This is a genomic window from Curtobacterium sp. NPDC087080 (assembly GCF_044745105.1).
In the GTDB taxonomy this organism is placed as follows: domain Bacteria; phylum Actinomycetota; class Actinomycetes; order Actinomycetales; family Microbacteriaceae; genus Curtobacterium.
Window position 1 is genome coordinate 808463 of the sequence record NZ_JBIUZP010000001.1, and the last position, 17046, is coordinate 825508.

15 protein-coding genes are annotated in these 17046 nt (G+C 71.8%); 10 read left to right on the forward strand and 5 right to left on the reverse strand.

Annotation, left to right across the window (positions count from 1 at the left end; all coding sequences use genetic code 11):
- The first annotated feature begins 36 nt into the window (after positions 1–36).
- The 7 genes from ACIPEQ_RS03765 to ACIPEQ_RS03795 all read left to right on the forward strand — a co-directional run bounded on the left by ACIPEQ_RS03765 (position 37) and on the right by ACIPEQ_RS03795 (position 7288).
- On the forward strand, positions 37–399 hold the full coding sequence (locus ACIPEQ_RS03765; protein ID WP_402714109.1) for a winged helix-turn-helix transcriptional regulator: 363 nt from the start codon (positions 37–39) through the stop codon (positions 397–399).
- Positions 400–537: 138 nt separating this feature from the next.
- A complete protein-coding gene (locus ACIPEQ_RS03770) occupies positions 538–1566 on the forward strand; it encodes an NADPH:quinone reductase (protein WP_402714110.1) in 1029 nt (342 codons plus the stop codon).
- Positions 1567–1696: 130 nt separating this feature from the next.
- The gene (locus tag ACIPEQ_RS03775) at positions 1697–2869 is read left to right on the forward strand and encodes an ROK family protein (RefSeq protein ID WP_402714111.1); all 1173 of its coding nucleotides are present in this window, start codon (positions 1697–1699) and stop codon (positions 2867–2869) included.
- A gap of 155 nt (positions 2870–3024) precedes the next feature.
- Positions 3025–4140, forward strand: coding sequence for a sugar ABC transporter substrate-binding protein (locus ACIPEQ_RS03780; protein ID WP_126890394.1), 1116 nt, complete (start codon positions 3025–3027; stop codon positions 4138–4140).
- Between the two features lie 142 nt (positions 4141–4282).
- Entirely contained in the window at positions 4283–5047 is a 765-nt protein-coding gene (locus ACIPEQ_RS03785; RefSeq protein WP_402714215.1) for an ATP-binding cassette domain-containing protein, read from the forward strand.
- A complete protein-coding gene (locus ACIPEQ_RS03790; protein WP_126890395.1) occupies positions 5044–6312 on the forward strand; it encodes a sugar ABC transporter permease in 1269 nt (422 codons plus the stop codon). The genes ACIPEQ_RS03785 and ACIPEQ_RS03790 overlap by 4 nt, the downstream gene beginning before the upstream one ends.
- A gap of 103 nt (positions 6313–6415) precedes the next feature.
- Entirely contained in the window at positions 6416–7288 is an 873-nt protein-coding gene (locus ACIPEQ_RS03795) for a patatin-like phospholipase family protein (RefSeq protein ID WP_402714112.1), read from the forward strand.
- A gap of 39 nt (positions 7289–7327) precedes the next feature.
- Here ACIPEQ_RS03795 and ACIPEQ_RS03800 read toward each other — a convergent pair whose 3' ends face one another.
- Positions 7328–8521, reverse strand: coding sequence for an acyl-CoA dehydrogenase family protein (locus ACIPEQ_RS03800; protein WP_402714113.1), 1194 nt, complete (start codon positions 8519–8521; stop codon positions 7328–7330).
- Positions 8522–8584: 63 nt separating this feature from the next.
- Between ACIPEQ_RS03800 and ACIPEQ_RS03805 the strand changes: the two genes are divergently transcribed.
- Positions 8585–9205 (forward strand): QsdR family transcriptional regulator, encoded by a 621-nt coding sequence (locus ACIPEQ_RS03805; protein WP_402714114.1) that lies wholly within the window; start codon positions 8585–8587, stop codon positions 9203–9205.
- A gap of 24 nt (positions 9206–9229) precedes the next feature.
- On the opposite strand, the gene ACIPEQ_RS03810 is transcribed toward ACIPEQ_RS03805, so the two are convergent.
- From ACIPEQ_RS03810 to ACIPEQ_RS03825, 4 genes are all read right to left on the reverse strand, one after another.
- Positions 9230–9667 carry a VOC family protein gene (locus tag ACIPEQ_RS03810; protein ID WP_402714115.1) on the reverse strand — a complete coding sequence of 146 codons (438 nt, stop codon included), beginning with the start codon at positions 9665–9667 and terminating at the stop codon, positions 9230–9232.
- 79 nt (positions 9668–9746) lie between these two features.
- The gene (locus ACIPEQ_RS03815; RefSeq protein ID WP_402714116.1) at positions 9747–10205 is read right to left on the reverse strand and encodes a VOC family protein; all 459 of its coding nucleotides are present in this window, start codon (positions 10203–10205) and stop codon (positions 9747–9749) included.
- Positions 10202–10357 (reverse strand): hypothetical protein, encoded by a 156-nt coding sequence (locus ACIPEQ_RS03820; RefSeq protein ID WP_402714117.1) that lies wholly within the window; start codon positions 10355–10357, stop codon positions 10202–10204. The genes ACIPEQ_RS03815 and ACIPEQ_RS03820 overlap by 4 nt, the downstream gene beginning before the upstream one ends.
- A 176-nt stretch (positions 10358–10533) precedes the next feature.
- Positions 10534–14004: a proline dehydrogenase family protein gene (locus tag ACIPEQ_RS03825; RefSeq protein WP_402714118.1), complete on the reverse strand. Its 3471-nt coding sequence runs from the start codon at positions 14002–14004 to the stop codon at positions 10534–10536.
- Between the two features lie 81 nt (positions 14005–14085).
- Here ACIPEQ_RS03825 and ACIPEQ_RS03830 point away from each other — a divergent pair, with 81 nt between their 5' ends.
- The gene (locus tag ACIPEQ_RS03830) at positions 14086–15012 is read left to right on the forward strand and encodes a LysR substrate-binding domain-containing protein (RefSeq protein WP_250367479.1); all 927 of its coding nucleotides are present in this window, start codon (positions 14086–14088) and stop codon (positions 15010–15012) included.
- Between the two features lie 368 nt (positions 15013–15380).
- Positions 15381–16949 (forward strand): putative Ig domain-containing protein, encoded by a 1569-nt coding sequence (locus tag ACIPEQ_RS03835; protein ID WP_402714119.1) that lies wholly within the window; start codon positions 15381–15383, stop codon positions 16947–16949.
- The last annotated feature ends 97 nt before the right edge of the window (positions 16950–17046 follow it).

A 17046-nucleotide genomic window follows, 5' to 3' on the forward strand; every position in this document is an offset into this window, starting at 1 on the left:
GGAAGTAGGCACCTCACGGTGCGTAACGGAGGTCGGATGTCAGCGCTCGAGTACAGCCCCTACGCGGCGGACTGCCCCTCTCGGCAGCTGCTCGACCGGATCGGCGACCGGTGGAGCGTCCTGGTGATCGGGTCGCTCGTGGACGGCCCGCAGCGCTACTCCGCCGTCGCGGAGCGGGTGCAGGGCGTGTCGCAGAAGATGCTGACGCAGACGCTGCGCGCCCTCGAGCGGGACGGGCTCGTGACGCGCACGGTCTTCCCTGAGATCCCACCGCGGGTCGAGTACGAGCTCACCGAGCGGGGGCGGTCGCTCCGCAGCGTGCTGGCGCCGCTCGAGGACTGGGCGACGTCGCACATGGCCGACGTGAAGGACTCCCGCGACGCGTACGACGCGCGCTGAGCCGGGCGCGGCAGCGCCGCGGCACTCGCGACCCCGGTGACGCACGCAGCCGCCGGCCGGGAGCCCCGGACACGCGCGACCCGCCGCCGCTGACCGTCGCCAGGAAGACCCGGGGACCCACGGTGGTTGCCTGGACACATGCGATCGATCGTCTACACGAAGCCCGGTGACAGCAGCGTCCTCGACCTGGTCGAGCGGGAGGTCCCGCAGCCCGGCCCTGGCGAGGTCCGCGTCCGCGTCGTCGTCTCCGGTGTGAACCCCACCGACTGGAAGGCCCGCGCCGGCGGCACCTACGGCGATGGCCTCCCCTTCCCCGAGATCACCCCGAACCAGGACGGCGCCGGCGTGGTCGACGCCGTCGGCGAGGGCGTCGACACCCTGCACGAGGGCGACCGCGTGTGGCTGTACATGGCCGCCGCCAGCCGTCCGACCGGCACCGCGCAGGAGTACACGGTCGTCCCGGCAGCGCGTGCCGTCGCGCTGCCCGAGGGCACGAGCCTCGACGTCGGCGCCTCGCTCGGCGTGCCCGCGATGACCGCGCACCGCGCGCTCACCACGCACGAGGACGGCCCGTCCCGACTCGCGCCCGGAGCCCTCGAGGGCCGTACCGTCCTGGTCGCCGGCGGCGCCGGGGCCGTCGGCCACGCGGCGATCCAGCTCGCCCGCTGGGCCGGCGCGACCGTCATCAGCACGATCAGCTCCGACGAGAAGGCCGCCCTGGCGACCGCCGCCGGCGCCCACCACACCGTGAACTACCGCGACGAGGACGCCGCCACGCGCATCCGCGAGATCGCCCCGGACGGCGTGGACATCGTCGTCGAGGTCTCGATCCCGCAGAACGCGCAGCTCGTCGCCGACGTCCTGGCGAACCACGGCGTCGTGTCGATCTACGCGAACAACGGCGGCGACGAGGCGACGCTTCCGATCCGCCCGAACATGTCGGTGAACGCCCGGTACCAGTTCCTGCTGCTCTACACGATCGGCGACCGGGCGCTCGCTGCTGCCGCGGAGGACGTCACCGCCGCACTGCGCGACGACGTCCTGCCCGTCGGCGAGGACGCGGGTCTCCCCCTGACGCGCTTCGCGCTCGAGGACACCGCGGCTGCGCACGACGCCGTCGAGGGCGACGCGGTCGGCAAGGTCCTGATCGACGTCGCGTCCGAGTAGGACCGTCACGCGGTCCGTGCTGACCGGCCGACGGACGGGAGGCGCGTGGCGGGATCGCCACGCGCCTCCCGTCCGTCTCGGTGCGGCGCATCCGCCAGGTCGCGTGCGAGGATCCCGTTACGCTGTCCCCGTGTCAGAGCAACGCCGCAGTCCCGGGAACCAGACTTCACTGCGTGAAGCCAACCGGGGCCGGGTCATCGCTGCGGTGAAGCGCCACGGCGGCCTGACCCAGGTCGAGCTGGCGGGGGTGACCGGCCTGTCGCCCGCGACCGTCTCGAACATCGTCAAGGAACTCGTCGCCACCGGGGCCCTGCACGCCACCCCGAGTACGTCGAGCGGCCGTCGGGCCCTCCGGGTGACGCTTCCGCACGGCCTCGGCCTGGTCGCCGGCGTGCACGTGTCGCCGCGGCACCTCCGGGTCGCCCTGTCCGACCTCAACGCGACGGTGCTGGCCGAGCGGCACATGCCCCTCGCCCGCGACCACCGAGCCGACGCGGAGCTCGACAAGACCGCCCTCCTCGTCATGGACATGGTGGAGTCGATCGAGTCCTCGATGGACGAGGTGCTCGCGGTCGGACTCGCCGTCGCCGCGCCGATCGACCGCCGGTCCGGGATGACCGCGCGGGGAGGGATCCTGCGCGGCTGGGACGGCGTGCCGCTCGGGGCGTCGCTCGCGCGGCGACTGGACAAGGCCGTGCAGGTCGACAACTCGGCGAACCTGGCAGCCCTCGCCGAGCACCGCAGCGGAGCCGCTCGCGGGCGCAGCACCGTCGTGACGCTCGACGTCGGGAACGGCATCGGGGCCGGACTGCTGCTCGACGGGCGACTCTTCCGTGGACACCACGGCGTCGCAGGCGAGTTCGGACACACGCCCGTCGTGCCGCACGGCCCCGTGTGCCGGTGCGGGAACCGCGGCTGCCTCGAGGCGGTCGCGGGCGCCCCCGCGGTCCTGGCGGGCATCCGCGACGAGGTCGGCACCCTGAAGCTCGCGGACCTCGTCCTGCGCGCGATGGCGGGTGACGACATCTGCATCCGGGCGATCGCGGACGCCGGACGGACGATCGGCACCGCGGCGGTCGGGCTGTGCAACCTGCTCGACCCGGAGCGCGTCGTCGTCACCGGGGAGTTCGCCCGCGCCGGCGAGCTGCTGCTCGGGCCCATGCGGCACGCCCTCGAGTCGTCGCTCGTCGTCGAGGTGGACGGCACACCCGACGTGGTGCAGGGGCAGCTCGGGGAACGGGCGGCGGTCACGGGGGCGCTCGCGCTGGCGATCGAGTCGGTGGACGTCACGCAGGCACGCTGACATCGGCGTCGGCCTCGGTCCGCGACGTCTGCGGTAGATAACGTTTTCGGTACCACCCGCGCATCGCTTGCGTTCAAGTCTTGCAGCCAAGGACGTCCGCTGCCACACTCAGCACACCGCCACCGTGGGCGGTCCACCCGTTGGAGGACGTTTCAATGAAGAAAGCCACCACACGCGCCATGCTGGGCGCCGGAGCCCTGCTGCTCGCGATCACCACACTCGCCGGTTGCTCGAACGGAGCGGACGCGAACAACGGCTCCGGAGGAGGAGGCGGGGACGCGTCGAACGCGAAGATCGGGCTGCTCCTGCCCGACTCTGTCACCGCCCGCTACGCCAGCGCCGACCGCCCGCTCTTCACCGCCGAGGTCAAGAAGCAGTGCCCGGACTGCTCGGTCGTCTACGCGAACGCCGACGGCGACGCATCGAAGCAGCTCCAGCAGGCCCAGTCGATGCTCACCCAGGGCGTCAAGGTCCTCGTCCTCGACCCCTTCGACGGCGAGGCAGCGGCCTCGATCGTGCAGCAGGCCAAGGCCAAGAAGGTCCCCGTCATCTCGTACGACCGTCTCATCAACAGCCCCGACCTGAGCTACTACATCTCGTTCGACAACGAGAAGGTCGGCGAGCTGCAGGGTCAGGCACTCGTCGACGCGCTCAAGGCGAAGAACGTGCCCGCCGGCTCGGGGATCATCATGGTCAACGGCTCCCCGACCGACAACAACGCCTCGCAGTTCAAGAAGGGCGCACACTCGGTCATCGACAAGAGCGGTTACAAGGTGCTCGCCGAGTACGACACCCCCGGGTGGGACCCCGCCAAGGCGCAGGACTGGGCAGCCGGGCAGATCAGCAAGCTCGGTACGGACGAGATCGCCGGTGTGTACGCGGCGAACGACGACACCGGCGGCGGTGTCATCGCGGCGCTGAAGGCAGCCGGTGCGAAGACGCTCCCGCCGGTCACCGGACAGGACGCCAGCCTCGCCGGCATCCAGCGCATCCTCGCCGGTGAGCAGTACATGACCGTCTACAAGGCGTTCAAGCCCGAGGCCTCGAAGGCGGCCGACCTGGCGATCCAGTTCGCCAAGGGCGAGGACCCGAAGGGCGAGACCACGGTGAAGACCGCCGGTGGCGCCTCCGTGCAGTCGACGCTGCTCGAGCCCGTCGCGGTGACGACGGAGAACGTGCAGGACACCGTCGTGAAGGACGGCCTGTACGAGGTCGGCCAGATCTGCACCGCGCAGTACGCCTCGGCCTGCACCACGGCCGGCATCAAGTAGCCCCACCGCGGGTCCGGGGCGCTCCGGACCCGTCACGACACCGCCCGCCCGGTCCCTCCTCGGACCGGGCGGGCCCCACCTCGGAGAGGACGCTCCCGTGAGCAACGAGGCACCCGCACCACACCCCTCCGCCGAGCCGGTGATGTCCCTTCGTGGCATCACGAAGCGGTTCGGCGCCGTCCAGGCCCTGAGCGACATCGACTTCGACGTGTACCCGGGCGAGGTGGTCGCGATCGTCGGCGACAACGGCGCCGGCAAGTCCACGTTCGTGAAGATCCTCGCCGGGGTGTACACACCCGACGGCGGCACCATCACGTTCGGCGGTGACGAGGTCACCGTGCCGAACCCGGCCGCCGCGCAGGACCTCGGCATCGCGACCGTCTTCCAGGACCTCGCCCTCGCCGACAACCTCGACGTCGTGTCGAACCTGTACCTCGGGCGCGAGATCGTGCACCCGTTCCTCGACGAGGAGGAGATGGAGCGCCGCTCGTGGGAGCTCCTGCAGCAGCTCGCCGCCCGGATCCCCTCGGTCCGGATCCCGATCGCATCGCTCTCCGGTGGTCAGCGGCAGACCGTCGCGATCGCCCGCTCCCTGATCGGCGACCCACAGGTCGTGATCCTCGACGAGCCCACCGCCGCACTCGGCGTCGCACAGACCGCCGAGGTCCTCAACCTCGTCGAGCGGCTGCGCGAGCGGGGCCTCGGGGTGGTCCTCATCAGCCACAACCTCGCGGACGTGCAGGCCGTCGCCGACCGGGTCGCGGTCCTGCGCCTCGGTCGGAACAACGGGACCTTCCGCATCGACGACGTCTCCTACGAGGAGATCATCGCCGCCATCACCGGGGCCACCGACAACGCCGTCACGCGTCGCGCGGCTGCCCGGAACGAGCAGGAGACGACAGCATGAGCAAGACCGACGAGACCCTCACCGCGGCGACCCCGACGGCGTCGGCGGCGGACCTGCAGGACGAACGACTCCTCCGCGACCAGGGACTCGGTGGCGCCGCCAGGGCGTTCGTGCGCCGGGTCCGTGGCGGCGACATCGGTTCACTGCCGGTCGTCGTCGGACTCGTGGTCATCTGGGCGGTGTTCCAGGCGCTCTCCCCCGACTTCCTGTCCCCGGGCAACCTCGTCAACCTCGCGCTGCAGTGCGCCGCGGTCGGCACCATCGCCATCGGGATCGTCCTCGTGCTGCTCCTCGGTGAGATCGACCTCTCCGTCGGCAGTGTCAGTGGTCTGGCCGCCGCGATCCTCGGGCAGGGGCTCACGTCGCTCGGGTGGCCGCTCTGGCTCGTCCTCCTGGTCGCGCTCGCGGTCGGCGCGGCGGCGGGCCTGCTCTACGGGCTGCTCTTCACCCGGTTCGGCGTCCCGAGCTTCGTGATCACCCTCGCCGGCCTGCTCGGCTTCCTCGGCCTGCAGCTGCTCATCCTCGGGCCGAACGGGTCGATCAACCTGCCCTACACCGACCCGATCGTGCAGTTCGCCTCGGCGTCCTACCTGCCGCCCTGGCTCGCGTACCTGCTGGCGGCCGTGGCCGCGGGCGGGCTCTTCGTCACCGAGGTCCGCCGCGCCGCCCGCCGTCGGAAGGCCGGGCTCTCGACGGGCGCGATCTCGTTGACGATCACGAAGTCGGTGCTGCTGTTCGTCGGCCTCGCGGTCATGGTCTGGTACCTGTCGCGCGACTTCGGTACCGGCACCTCGTTCGTGTTCTTCGTCGTCCTCGTCGTGCTGATGAACTTCCTGCTCAAGCGCACCCGCTGGGGTCGGTCGGTCTACGCGGTCGGCGGCAACGTCGAGGCGGCGCGACGTTCCGGCATCCGGGTGAACCGCATCTACATCTCGGTGTTCGTGCTCACGTCGCTCTTCGCCACGGTCGGCGGCATCCTGGCCGCGGCACGCCTCAACTCGGCGAGCCTGTCGTCGGGCGCCGGTGACACCAACCTCAACGCCATCGCCGCCGCGGTCATCGGCGGGACGAGCCTGTTCGGCGGCCGAGGGAGTGCGTGGTCGGCGCTCCTCGGCATCGTCGTGATCCAGTCGATCTCGAACGGGCTGACCCTCCTCAGCCTCGACTCGTCGATCCGCTACATGATCACCGGTGCCGTCCTGCTGCTCGCCGTCATCATCGACTCGCTGTCGCGGCGGAGCCGCGCCAGCCACGGGGCGGCCTGACCGAGCGCGTGCGACACCGGACGGGAGGCGCGTGACCACACCGGCACGCGCCTCCCGTCCGTCACGTCCACGGTTCGTCGACGCGACCTGGTATGCAGGACGCATGACCGACGTCTCGACGCCCACGCCCGGAACCAGAGCACTCGTCCTCGGCGGCGGCGGCGTCGCCGGCATCGCCTGGGAGGTCGGGGTGCTCTCTGCCCTGCAGGACGCCGGGGTCGACCTCGACACCGCGGACCTGGTCGTCGGGACGAGCGCCGGCAGCGTCGTCGGGTCGTTCGTGCGCGCCGGCGCCGTGGCCCACGCGTACGAGCAGCAGCACGCGCCGCTGCCGAGCACGTACGTCGAGCCGGAGCGGATCGCCGGCGAGGACTTCCAGGACCGCCTGCTGCAGGTGCTCGCCGGCGCGACCTCGGAGCAGGACGCCCGCGCGCGGCTCGGAGCCGTGGCGCAGCAGGTCGTCACCGGGCAGTCCGACGACGAACGGGTCGCGACGTTCAGCGAGACGCTGCCGTCGACCGAGTGGCCGGCGAAGCCGCTCGCGCTGACCACGATCGACGCCCTCGACGGTGCGTTCCGGGTGCTGACCGCCGAGTCGGGCGTCCCGCTCCCCCGCGCCGTCGCAGCGAGCTGCTCGGTGCCGTTCGTGTGGTCACCCGTGCACATCGACGGGGTGCCGCACTACGACGGCGGCCTCCGCTCCGCCACGAACGCGGACGTCGCCGCCGGGTACGAGCGCGTGCTCGTCGTCGCCTGCGGGCCGGAGGGACCGTCACCGCTCGGGCCGTGGCTCGACGTGGCGGTGGAGTCGCTCCGGGCCGGCGGGAGCTCGGTCGAGACGATCGTGGCGGACAGCGGGGCGCAGCACGCCTTCGGGGACAATTCGTTGTCGCTGTCGACGCAGGCGCCCTCGGCGGCCGAGGGTCGGCGGCAGGGCGAGGCGGCGGCCGAGGCGATCGCGGCGTTCTGGGCGTAGGCGGCGCGGCGGGCGTCGGCGTCGGCGCAGCGGACGCTCCTAGACGAACGCGGCCTGCCCGGTGATCGCCCGTCCGACGATGAGCGTGTTCACCTCGCGCGTGCCCTCGTAGGAGTAGATCGCCTCGGCGTCGGAGAAGAACCGCGCGACGCCCTTGTCGAGCACGATGCCGTTGCCGCCCTGGACCTCGCGGCACCAGCCGACGGTCTCGCGCATCTTCGCCGTCGCGAACGCCTTCGCCATCGCGGAGTGCTCGTCGGAGCCGACGCCCTGGTCCTGCATGGCAGACGCCTGCGTGCACAGTGCGATCGACGCAGTGATGTTCATGAGTGACCGCACGAGCAGGTCCTGCACCATCTGGTGCGCCGCGATCGGCTTGCCGAACTGGATGCGCTCGCGGGCGTAGTCGAGCGCGGCCTCGTAGGCACCGATCGCGATGCCGATGGCCTGCCAGGCGACCTCGGTCCGGGTGAGCCGGAGCACCGCCGCCGTGGTGCGGAAGGAGTCCGCACGCTGCAGCCGACGCGACTCGGGCACCCGGACGCCGTCGAGCACGATGTCCGCGTTCTGCACGGTGCGCAGGGCGATCTTGTCCTCGATCTTCGTCGCGGTGAAGCCCGGGGTGTCCGTCGTGACGAGGAAGCCCTTGACCTGCTCGTCGGCGACGTCCTTCGCCCAGATGACGACGACGTCCGCGAAGGTCGCGTTGCCGATCCACCGCTTCTCGCCGTCGAGCACCCAGGTGTCACCCTCGCGCCGCGCGGTGGTGCGGAGCCCGCGGGCGGAGTCGCTGCCCGACAGCGGTTCGGTCAGCCCGAAGGCCCCGACGACCTCGCCTCGGGCCATGCGCGGCAGCCACTCCTGCTGCTGCTCGTCGCTGCCGCCGACCGCGATCGAGTTCATCGCGAGACCGGACTGCACCCCGATGAACGTCGAGACGCCGGCGTCGATGCGACCGAGCTCGAGCGCCGCCCAGCCGCGGTAGACGGCCGAGTTCTCGAAGTGCCGCACGAGCGGGATGCCCGGCCCGTACATGCCGAGCTCGGCGAGCGGCGCGATGGTCTGCATCGGGAACTCCGCCCGCGCCCAGTACTGGTCGGCGATCGGACGCACCTCGGCCTCGAGGTACGCGCGCAGCTGCCCGAGCGACTCCCGTTCGCGGGGCGTGAGTCCCTCTTGGAAGCGGTAGAAGTCGGATTCGAGCAGGGGCGTGTCGGTGATCGACGTTGACATGGCACCAACGATGCATCATTCTCGAAAACGTTGCAAGACCGGCGTCGGCACTCAGGGGGAACGGTGAGGAACGAACCACTCGGCACGCTCGGCTCGACGCTCGTCCCGAGCGCGCTGGCCACCAGACTGGAGGCGCACGGCGACTCCCGACGCGCGTTCCGTTCCGCACGTCGTGCGTTCATCGACGGCGCAAGGATCGACATGGGCTCGCTCGCCGCGTCCCTCGGTGTCGACCGCACCTCGCTGTTCCGCTGGGTCGGCAACCGCGACCAGCTGCTCTCGGAGATCCTGTGGTCGCTCGCCGTGCCGACGCTCGACGCTGCGGGACGGGCGGCGGCTCCGTCCGGCGCCGCGCGGATCGTCGACGTGCTCGACCACTTCACGGCGGACCTCATCCGCGCGCCCTACTTCCGCGCCTTCCTGACGCGCGAGCCGAGCCGCGCCCTGCGACTGCTGACGACGGCGGACAGCGACGTGCAGCGCCGCTTCGTCGCGGTGGTGACCTCCGTGATCACGACGGAGCACGAGGCCGGCGCGTTCGACCCGACACCCCTGTCCGCCGGGGAACTCGCACGGCTGCTCGTCCGGGTCTCCGAGTCGTTCACGTACGCGGACCTGATCTCCGGCGAGACCCCGGACCCCGAGCGCGCCCGGACGACGTTCGAGTACATCCTCCGGCCTTGACGCCCGGGGTCCGTGCCCGCGAGGTCACTTCTGCGCGGCGAGCTCCAGGTTGATGTCGTCCGGGTCCTGCACGGACAGGATGACCATGCCGGCGTCACCGAGGTCGGTGACCTCGCCGTGCTCGATGCCGGCGGCGTCGAGACGCTCCGCGGCGGCGTGCAGCTCGTCGACGGAGCCCACGACGAAGCTCACGTGGTCGAGGCCGACGGTGTCCGGGTCGAAGCGCTGACCGCTCGGGGCTACCGGGCGCAGCCCGAAGAGCTGGTCGCCGACCGGGAAGATCGCACCGCCGTAGAGCCGCTCGCGGTCCTCGGTGATCCCGGGCTCGTCGATGTGCCCGCTGAAGTCCATCGCGGGGGCGGTGCCGAGCAGCTGCTCGTAGAACGCCTTGCTGCGGTGGATGTCGGTGACGGTGACCCGCACGTGTGCGAGGCCGAGGGGCTTGACGATCTGTTCGCTCATGCACCAGAGCCAACGCCGGAGGCCTGAGCAGCCCCGGGCAGCGTGCGGGTACCGGCCAGCCCGGCTGGCGCCCAGCGGGTCAGGCGTCCGACGGTCGCGGTGCGGCGAGCTCGAGGTTGATGTCGTCCGGGTCCTGCAGCGAGAGGATGACGAGCCCGAACGGTTCGAGGTCCGTGACCGCTCCGTGCACGATGCCTGCTGCGTCGAGTCGTTCGACCGCACGGTGGAGGTCGTCGACGGATCCGACCCGGAGACTCAGGTGATCGAGACCGACCCGGTCGGGGTCGAAACGATCGCCCGCCTGCGCCACGGGGCGGAGTCCGAGTGTCTGCCCGTGGAAGGTGAACGAGCACCCGCCGTAGGTGCGCCACGGGTCGTCGTGGATCGTCGGGTCGTCGACCTCGTCGCTGAAGTCACTGCCCGGAGGCCGGCCGAACAGCTGCGTGTAGAACGCCTTGCTGCGGCGGATGTCCGTGACGGTCAGTCGGACGTGCGAGAACCCCTGCGGGTCGACGATGCCGTCGTCAGCCGTGCTCACCGGAACCCCGCGGTGTCGAAGACGTGCCGAGGGAGCCCGTGGCCCGTGCAGCGGTCACGACGTCGGACGCCGCGGAAGACGTCGCGGACGTGGTCGCCGCAGCCGGTCCACGAGGTCTTGCCGCACACGGGGCACTGGGCAGACTCGCACATGTCCCCGACGGTACGCAGCGTGGGCGCCGCCCGGTACGGCGTGCTGCCTCCCGCACGTCCGACGGTCCGGAACGCGCACGGTTGGCTTCGCGCACCGAACCACGGATGCGACATCGGACCAGCGCGTGGTGCTGGTTCGATGTCGCATCCGTGGTTCGACTCTCGCCGCCCGCCGGTCAGATCAGCGCGTCGGTGAGGTGGTTCGGCGTCCCGAAGCGGTGCGCCGTGATCGACACCGCCTGCTCGCGGAGGAACGGCAGCAGCTCGATGCGGCCGGCCTCGGTGACGGGTTCCCCGTACACGGCGACGTCCGGTCGCCCGCCGATCGCGGTCGTCAGCGCTGCGGTCTCGCCGCCGATCAGTCGGACGCGGGTGTACTCCCCCCGCTCGACGCGCTTCGCGAACGCCTCGTCGGACTGCCCCTCGGCGACGGAGCGCACGTTCGGCAGCGCACGGATCGCGGATGCGAGCGCCGACGGCAGCGCAGCCACCGTGGAGACGTCGATCGTCGTGCCGGCGCGGACGGCTGCGGCGAGGACGCGCACGAGGTCGGCGACCGCGGACTCCTCCGCCGATGCCAGGCGGACGTGCACGCCCGGGTACGGCAGGTACCGCGCGATGTTCCGCTCGGCCGAGAGCGCCGACACGTCGACCGCTGCGCCGAAGAGGGACGACCAGGCCTGCTCGTCGGACGCGGTGGCCCGGTCGATCGACTCGGACGCGATCCCGGTGGCGCGGAGGAACGAACGCACCGGGGCGGACACCGTTCCACCGGCCGACGCCTGCGCCGGCGTCCACGACCCGAGACCGAGCAGGTAGTTCAGCCCGCCGGCCTTCGTGCCCGCACCGACGGCGGACTTCTTCCACCCGCCGAACGGCTGCCGCCGGACGATCGCACCGGTGATCCCGCGGTTCACGTAGAGGTTGCCCGCCTCGATCCGGTCGAGCCAGGTGCCGATCTCGGTGGCGTCGAGCGAGTGCAGGCCCGAGGTCAGGCCGTAGTCGACCTCGTTCACGATGTCGATCGCCTCGTCGAGGGTCTTCGCGGTCATGATGCCGAGGATCGGGCCGAAGTACTCCGTACGGTGGAAGGCCGACCCGCGCCGGACGCCGTCGCGGACACCGGGGCTCCAGAGCTTGCCGGTGTCGTCGAGGCGTTCCGGCGCGACCGCCCAGGACTCCCCCGCTCCGAGTGTCGTCAGCCCCTCGAGCAGCTTGCCGGCCGCGGGCTCGATGACCGGGCCCATCTGCGTCGTCGGGTCGGTCGGGTACCCGACGGTGAGCGACGACACGGCGTCGAGGAGCTGCGACCGGAACCGGCGCGAGGTCGCCACGGACCCCACGAGCACCACGAGCGAGGCGGCCGAGCACTTCTGCCCGGCGTGCCCGAACGCCGAGGCGACGACGTCCTTCACCGCGAGGTCGAGGTCGGCCGACGGCGTGACGATGATCGCGTTCTTGCCGGAGGTCTCCGCGAGCAGCGGCAGGTCGGACCGGAACGACCGGAACAACTCGGCGGTCTCGTACGCACCGGTGAGGATGACCCGGTCGACCTGCGGCGCGGCGATGAGCTGCTTGCCGAGGTCGTCCTCGGCCACCTGCACGAAGGCGAACACGTCGGCCGGTACCCCGTGGGCGTCGAGGGCGGTCTCGATGACCGATGCGAGCACGGCGCCGCACCGCTCGGCCGGCGGCGCTGGCTTCAGCACGACGGCAGAACCGGCGGCGAGCGCCGCCAGGGTCGAGCCGGCCGGGATCGCCACCGGGAAGTTCCACGGCGGGGTGACCAGGGTCAGCGCGGCGGGCGTGAAGGACGCGCCGTCGACGTCGTCGAGCTGCGCGGCGAGCTCGCCGTAGAAGTGCGCGAAGTCGATCGCCTCGGAGACCTCGACGTCGGCCTGGTCGATCGTCTTGCCGGCCTCGGCCGCCATGACCTCGACGAGCGCGGCGCGGTTCGCCTCGAGTGCGTCGCCGACGGCGTGCAGGACCGCACCGCGGGCAGCGCCGGACCACTGGCCCCACTCGGTACCGGCGGCGCGCACGCGACCCAGGACGGACTCGAGCTGCTCGGCGGAGGTGAGCCGGGCCTCCTGGACGGCGCGTTCGCCGAGCGTCGACGTGGCGACGCGGGACGTGATCGCGGCACCCCACTCGCGGACCGTCGCGACCGACGGGTCGCTGTCCGGCGTGTTCTCGAAGTGTCCGGGGCGGGGCCGCTCGACCGCCGCGTACCGGTCGGCGACGCGGTACGGCGCCGGGGCGTCGAGACCGCCGGGCTGCGTGAGCGGGGCGAGGGAGTCGCGGAAGCGGGACTCCTCGCGAGCGAAGAGCTCGGGCGACGAGGCCAGCGAGAACACCGCCGACATGAAGTTCTCCTGCGACGCACCTTCTTCGAGCCGTCGGATCAGGTAGGCGATCGCGACGTCGAACTCGCCCGGGTGGACGACCGGCGTGTACAGGAGCAGCGAACCGACCGTGCGGCGGACCGCCTCGGCCTGCCCCTGAGCCATGCCGAGCAGCATCTCGAACTCGATGCCGTCACGGACGCCGCGCTCCCCGGCGAGCAGCCAGGCGTGCGCGACGTCGAACAGGTTGTGTCCCGCGACGCCCACGCGGACGTTCGCGATGCGCTCGGGCGTCAGCGCCCAGTCGAGCACGCGCTTGTAGTTGGTGTCGGAGTCCTGCTTCGTGTGCCAGGTGGCGAGCGGCCAACCGTGCACCGAGGCCTCGACCTGCTCCATCGGCAGGTTCGCGCCCTTGACGAGCCGGACCTTGATGTCGGCACCGCCGCGGGCACGACGCGCGGCCGACCACTCCTGCAGGTGCTGCATCGCGGCGAGTGCGTCGGGCAGGTACGCCTGGAGCACGATGCCCGCTTCGAGGTCGGTGAACTCCGGCTCGTCGAGGAGCTTCGTGAAGACCGCGATCGTCAGGTCGAGGTCCTTGTACTCCTCCATGTCGAGGTTGATGAACTTGCGCGGCGAGCTCTGCACGGCTCGGCGGAAGAGCGGGCGGAGCTTGGCGATGATGTCCCCGACCGCGTGGTCGAAGGCCCACGGGGAGTGCGGGTGCACGGTCGACGAGACCTTGATCGAGACGTAGTCGACGTCGTCGCGGGCGAGGAGCCGCTGCGTGCCCTCGAGTCGGCGCGAGGCCTCCTTCTCGCCGAGCACGGCCTCACCGAGCAGGTTGACGTTCAGGCGCACGCCGTCGCGCTTGATCTTCGCGATGGCCGGGCCGAGCTTGGCGTCGGTCGCGTCGACGATGAGGTGCCCGACCATCTCGCGGAGCACCCGGCGCGCGATCGGGACGACGACCCCCGGCAGCACCGGGGCCATGCCGCCGCCGAGCCGGACGAGTCCACGGAGCGCCGCGGGCAGGAAGCCGGGCGCGCCGGGCGCGATCTGCCGGAGCTTCCGGGCGGCCACCCCGAGGTCCTCGGGTCGGACGACGCCGTCGACGAACCCGACCGCGAAGTCGAGTCCGGCCGGGTCGGCGAGGACTCCGGCGAGCTGCTTCGCCGAGCCGTCGACCGGGTAGGTCTCGGCTTCGGCCAACCACTGGCGGACGAGGGCGACGGACTGGTCCGCCAGGTCGTCGTGCGGGGTCGGAGCGGCGTCGGTGTCGCGTGCCTGGAGGTCGGTCATGGGATCAGTGTGGAGTTCCGGAAGCGTAAGCGGAAGCAACTCCTGCTGACGCGTACCGTTCAGTTCAGCTACTGTTTTGTCATGCTCGACGTCCGCCGTCTCGTGCTCCTCCGGGAACTCTCGATCCGGGGCACCGTCGCCGCCGTGGCCGGAGCGATGAACTTCACCCCCTCGGCGGTCTCGCAGCAGCTCGCGGTGCTCGAGCGGGAGGCCGGCGTGCAGCTCCTGCGACGCTCCGGTCGGCGGCTGCAGCTCACCCCGCAGGCCGAGGTCCTCGTGGCCGCGGCGGGCGAGGTGCTCGACGTGCTCGAACGCGCACAGGCCAGCGTCGAGTCGACCCTGACGTCCGTGCAGGGGCGCGTGCGGGTCGCCGTCTTCCAGTCCGCAGCCCTCGCCCTGATGCCGACGGCACTCCGCGCGATGGCACTGGAGCACCCCGACGTCCGGGTCGAGATGGTGCAGCGCGAGCCGGAGACGGCGCTGAACGAGACCTGGGCGCGGGACTTCGACATGGTGATCGCCGAGCAGTACCCGGCGCACGCGGCACCGCGGTTCCCCGGGCTCGACCGTCGCGACCTCACCACCGACTCGGTCCGCCTCGCGCTCCCGCCCGTCGACGTCTGCCTGGTGCCGCTCACCGACGACGACCCCGGTGTCGCCCTGCTCGACGCCGCGGACATGCCGTGGGTGATGGAGCCACGCGGGGCCGCGTCCCGGCACTTCGCCGAGCAGACCTGCCGCCGCGCCGGCTTCGAGCCGGACGTCCGCTACGAGACCGCCGACCTGCAGGCGCAGATCCGCCTGATCGAGTCGGGGAACGCGGTCGGCCTGATGCCGGACCTCGTCTGGGCGGGTCGCTCGACGTCCTGTCGGCTCCTCGACCTGCCGGACCCGGCACGCCGCACGATATTCACGGCACAGCGGATGTCGAGCGCGGACTCGCCCGCCGTGACGGCCCTCCGGGTGGCCCTCGAGGGCGCAGCGAGCGCTCAGCGCGATCACGCGTGATGCCGCGCTCCGGCGTCGTTGCCGGATCGTGACCTGACGTCGGTGAGATCGGTCGCCGTGCTGCACACCTCCAGGTGAGGAGCCATCACGGCTCCACCGCACACCAGGGAGACGACATGCAGCACGACGACCGGCCGACCCTCCGGCACACCGCGGCGTTCCGACCGGGCGCGACGATCGTGTCCGCCGTCGCCGCACTCCTGCGGGCACCCTCCGTCCGGAGAGCCGCAGACGCCCCCAGTGCAGGTCACGATCCGGCCACACGCGCCCGCGTTGCGCTCCTGAGCGCTTACGATCCAGGAACGCCGGACATTCACGGCAGATTCTCACGATCCGGCACCCGACCGGACCTGATCCCTGGGGGAACAGTGCACCGCAGCACCTCCACGACCCGACGCGCCTGCGCGCTCGGGACCACCGTCGCACTCATCGGTCTGACCACCGGTCTGGGCGTCTTCACCTCGACCGCCGCGTTCGCCGACACGCCCGCTGCCGTCTCGTCGACCGACCCGTCGCAGCCGACCGCCGCGCCGACCGGCGCCACCACCGCTGCTCCGGCCGACACGACGACCGGCGCACCGGCCGACCAGTCGACCGACGCCGGGACGACCCCGACCGCGGACCCGTCGACCCCGACCGACTCCTCGACGAGCCCCTCGACGCCGTCGGGCACCGAGACCGCGGCGCCGACGTCGTCGGACGCAGCATCGTCGGACGCGGCATCGACCGACGCCGCATCGACGCCGTCCCCGGCCGCCACCGCCCCCGCAGCGACGGACAGCCCGACCGCCGCCGCCGTGGCCGCACCGACGGTGACCATCGTCGGCACGCCCACCGTCGGCAGCACCCTGGGGTACGTCTCCACCGGGTTCACCGCTCCGATCGACGCGGTCTGGAGCGTCGACGACGAATGGGTGGGGCGCAGCTCGACCTTCGTCGTGCCGAAGGAGCTGGTCGGCAAGACGATCACCCTGACGCTGCTCGGCAGCACCCAGGAGCAGTACGCGAAGGACACCGTCGTCGTCGCCCAGGCCCTGACGCTGACGACCACCGCCGGCGAGGCGTTCTCGCGCTCGTTCGCCGTCCCGGCACCCAGCGGTGCCGTGACGTACTCCGTCGGCTACGCCGACCCGTCGACCGCCGACCCGACGGACCCCGAGGACGACCCGGCGTTCCGCCTGCCCTACGACCTGGAGCTCGACGCGACGACCGGTGTCCTGAGCGGCACCCCGATCATCGCCGGCGACTACGAGTTCACGATCGTCGCCACGGACGGGACGACGACCTCGACCCAGTACGTCGAGATCACGGTCGACCCGGCCGCGGCGGCCGGTGTCCTCGCGTACGCCACGGACACCTCGTCGGCGGAGTACTACGACTCCATCGACGAGAACGGTGACGCCCACCTGACGCACCCGGTCAAGACCTGGATCATCCACCCGGACGGCAGCATCACCAGCTTCACCCAGCCCGCGGACGACTCGCAGGAACCGACGATCGTGGAGGGCGGCAACCCGACCGTGGCCCAGGGCGGGTCGCTCTGGATCAGCGGTGAGCTGGTCGACGAGTTCGGCAACTCGACGACGCAGTACGACGCGGACGGCAACCGCCCCGAGCCGACCGTGACCAGCGACGTCGCCACCGACCAGATCGCCTTCGACGAGGACGAGTACGCGACGAAGGTCACGTTCCCGCACGCCTCGACCCACCGCCTGACGGTGGCGCAGGACGGCATCTCGGTCTCCTTCCCGGTGACGGTCGTCCCGACCGCTGCGACGGTCGGCACCACGCCGACCGTGCCGACCGCGACGACGGGCCAGCTCGCCTTCACCGGTGCCGACGAGACCGCGCCGATCGCCTGGGCCCTCGGCCTGATCGCCGCCGGTGCGGGTCTGGCAGGCGCTCGCACCATCGGTCGCCGTCGCACCCAGCGCTGACACCGCCGTCCGGCACGGCCGTCGGTCCCGTTCGTCGGGCCGCCGGACCGGACCGGACGGGAGGCGCCTCCCGCGGCCCCGCCGTGTCCCGCCCGGA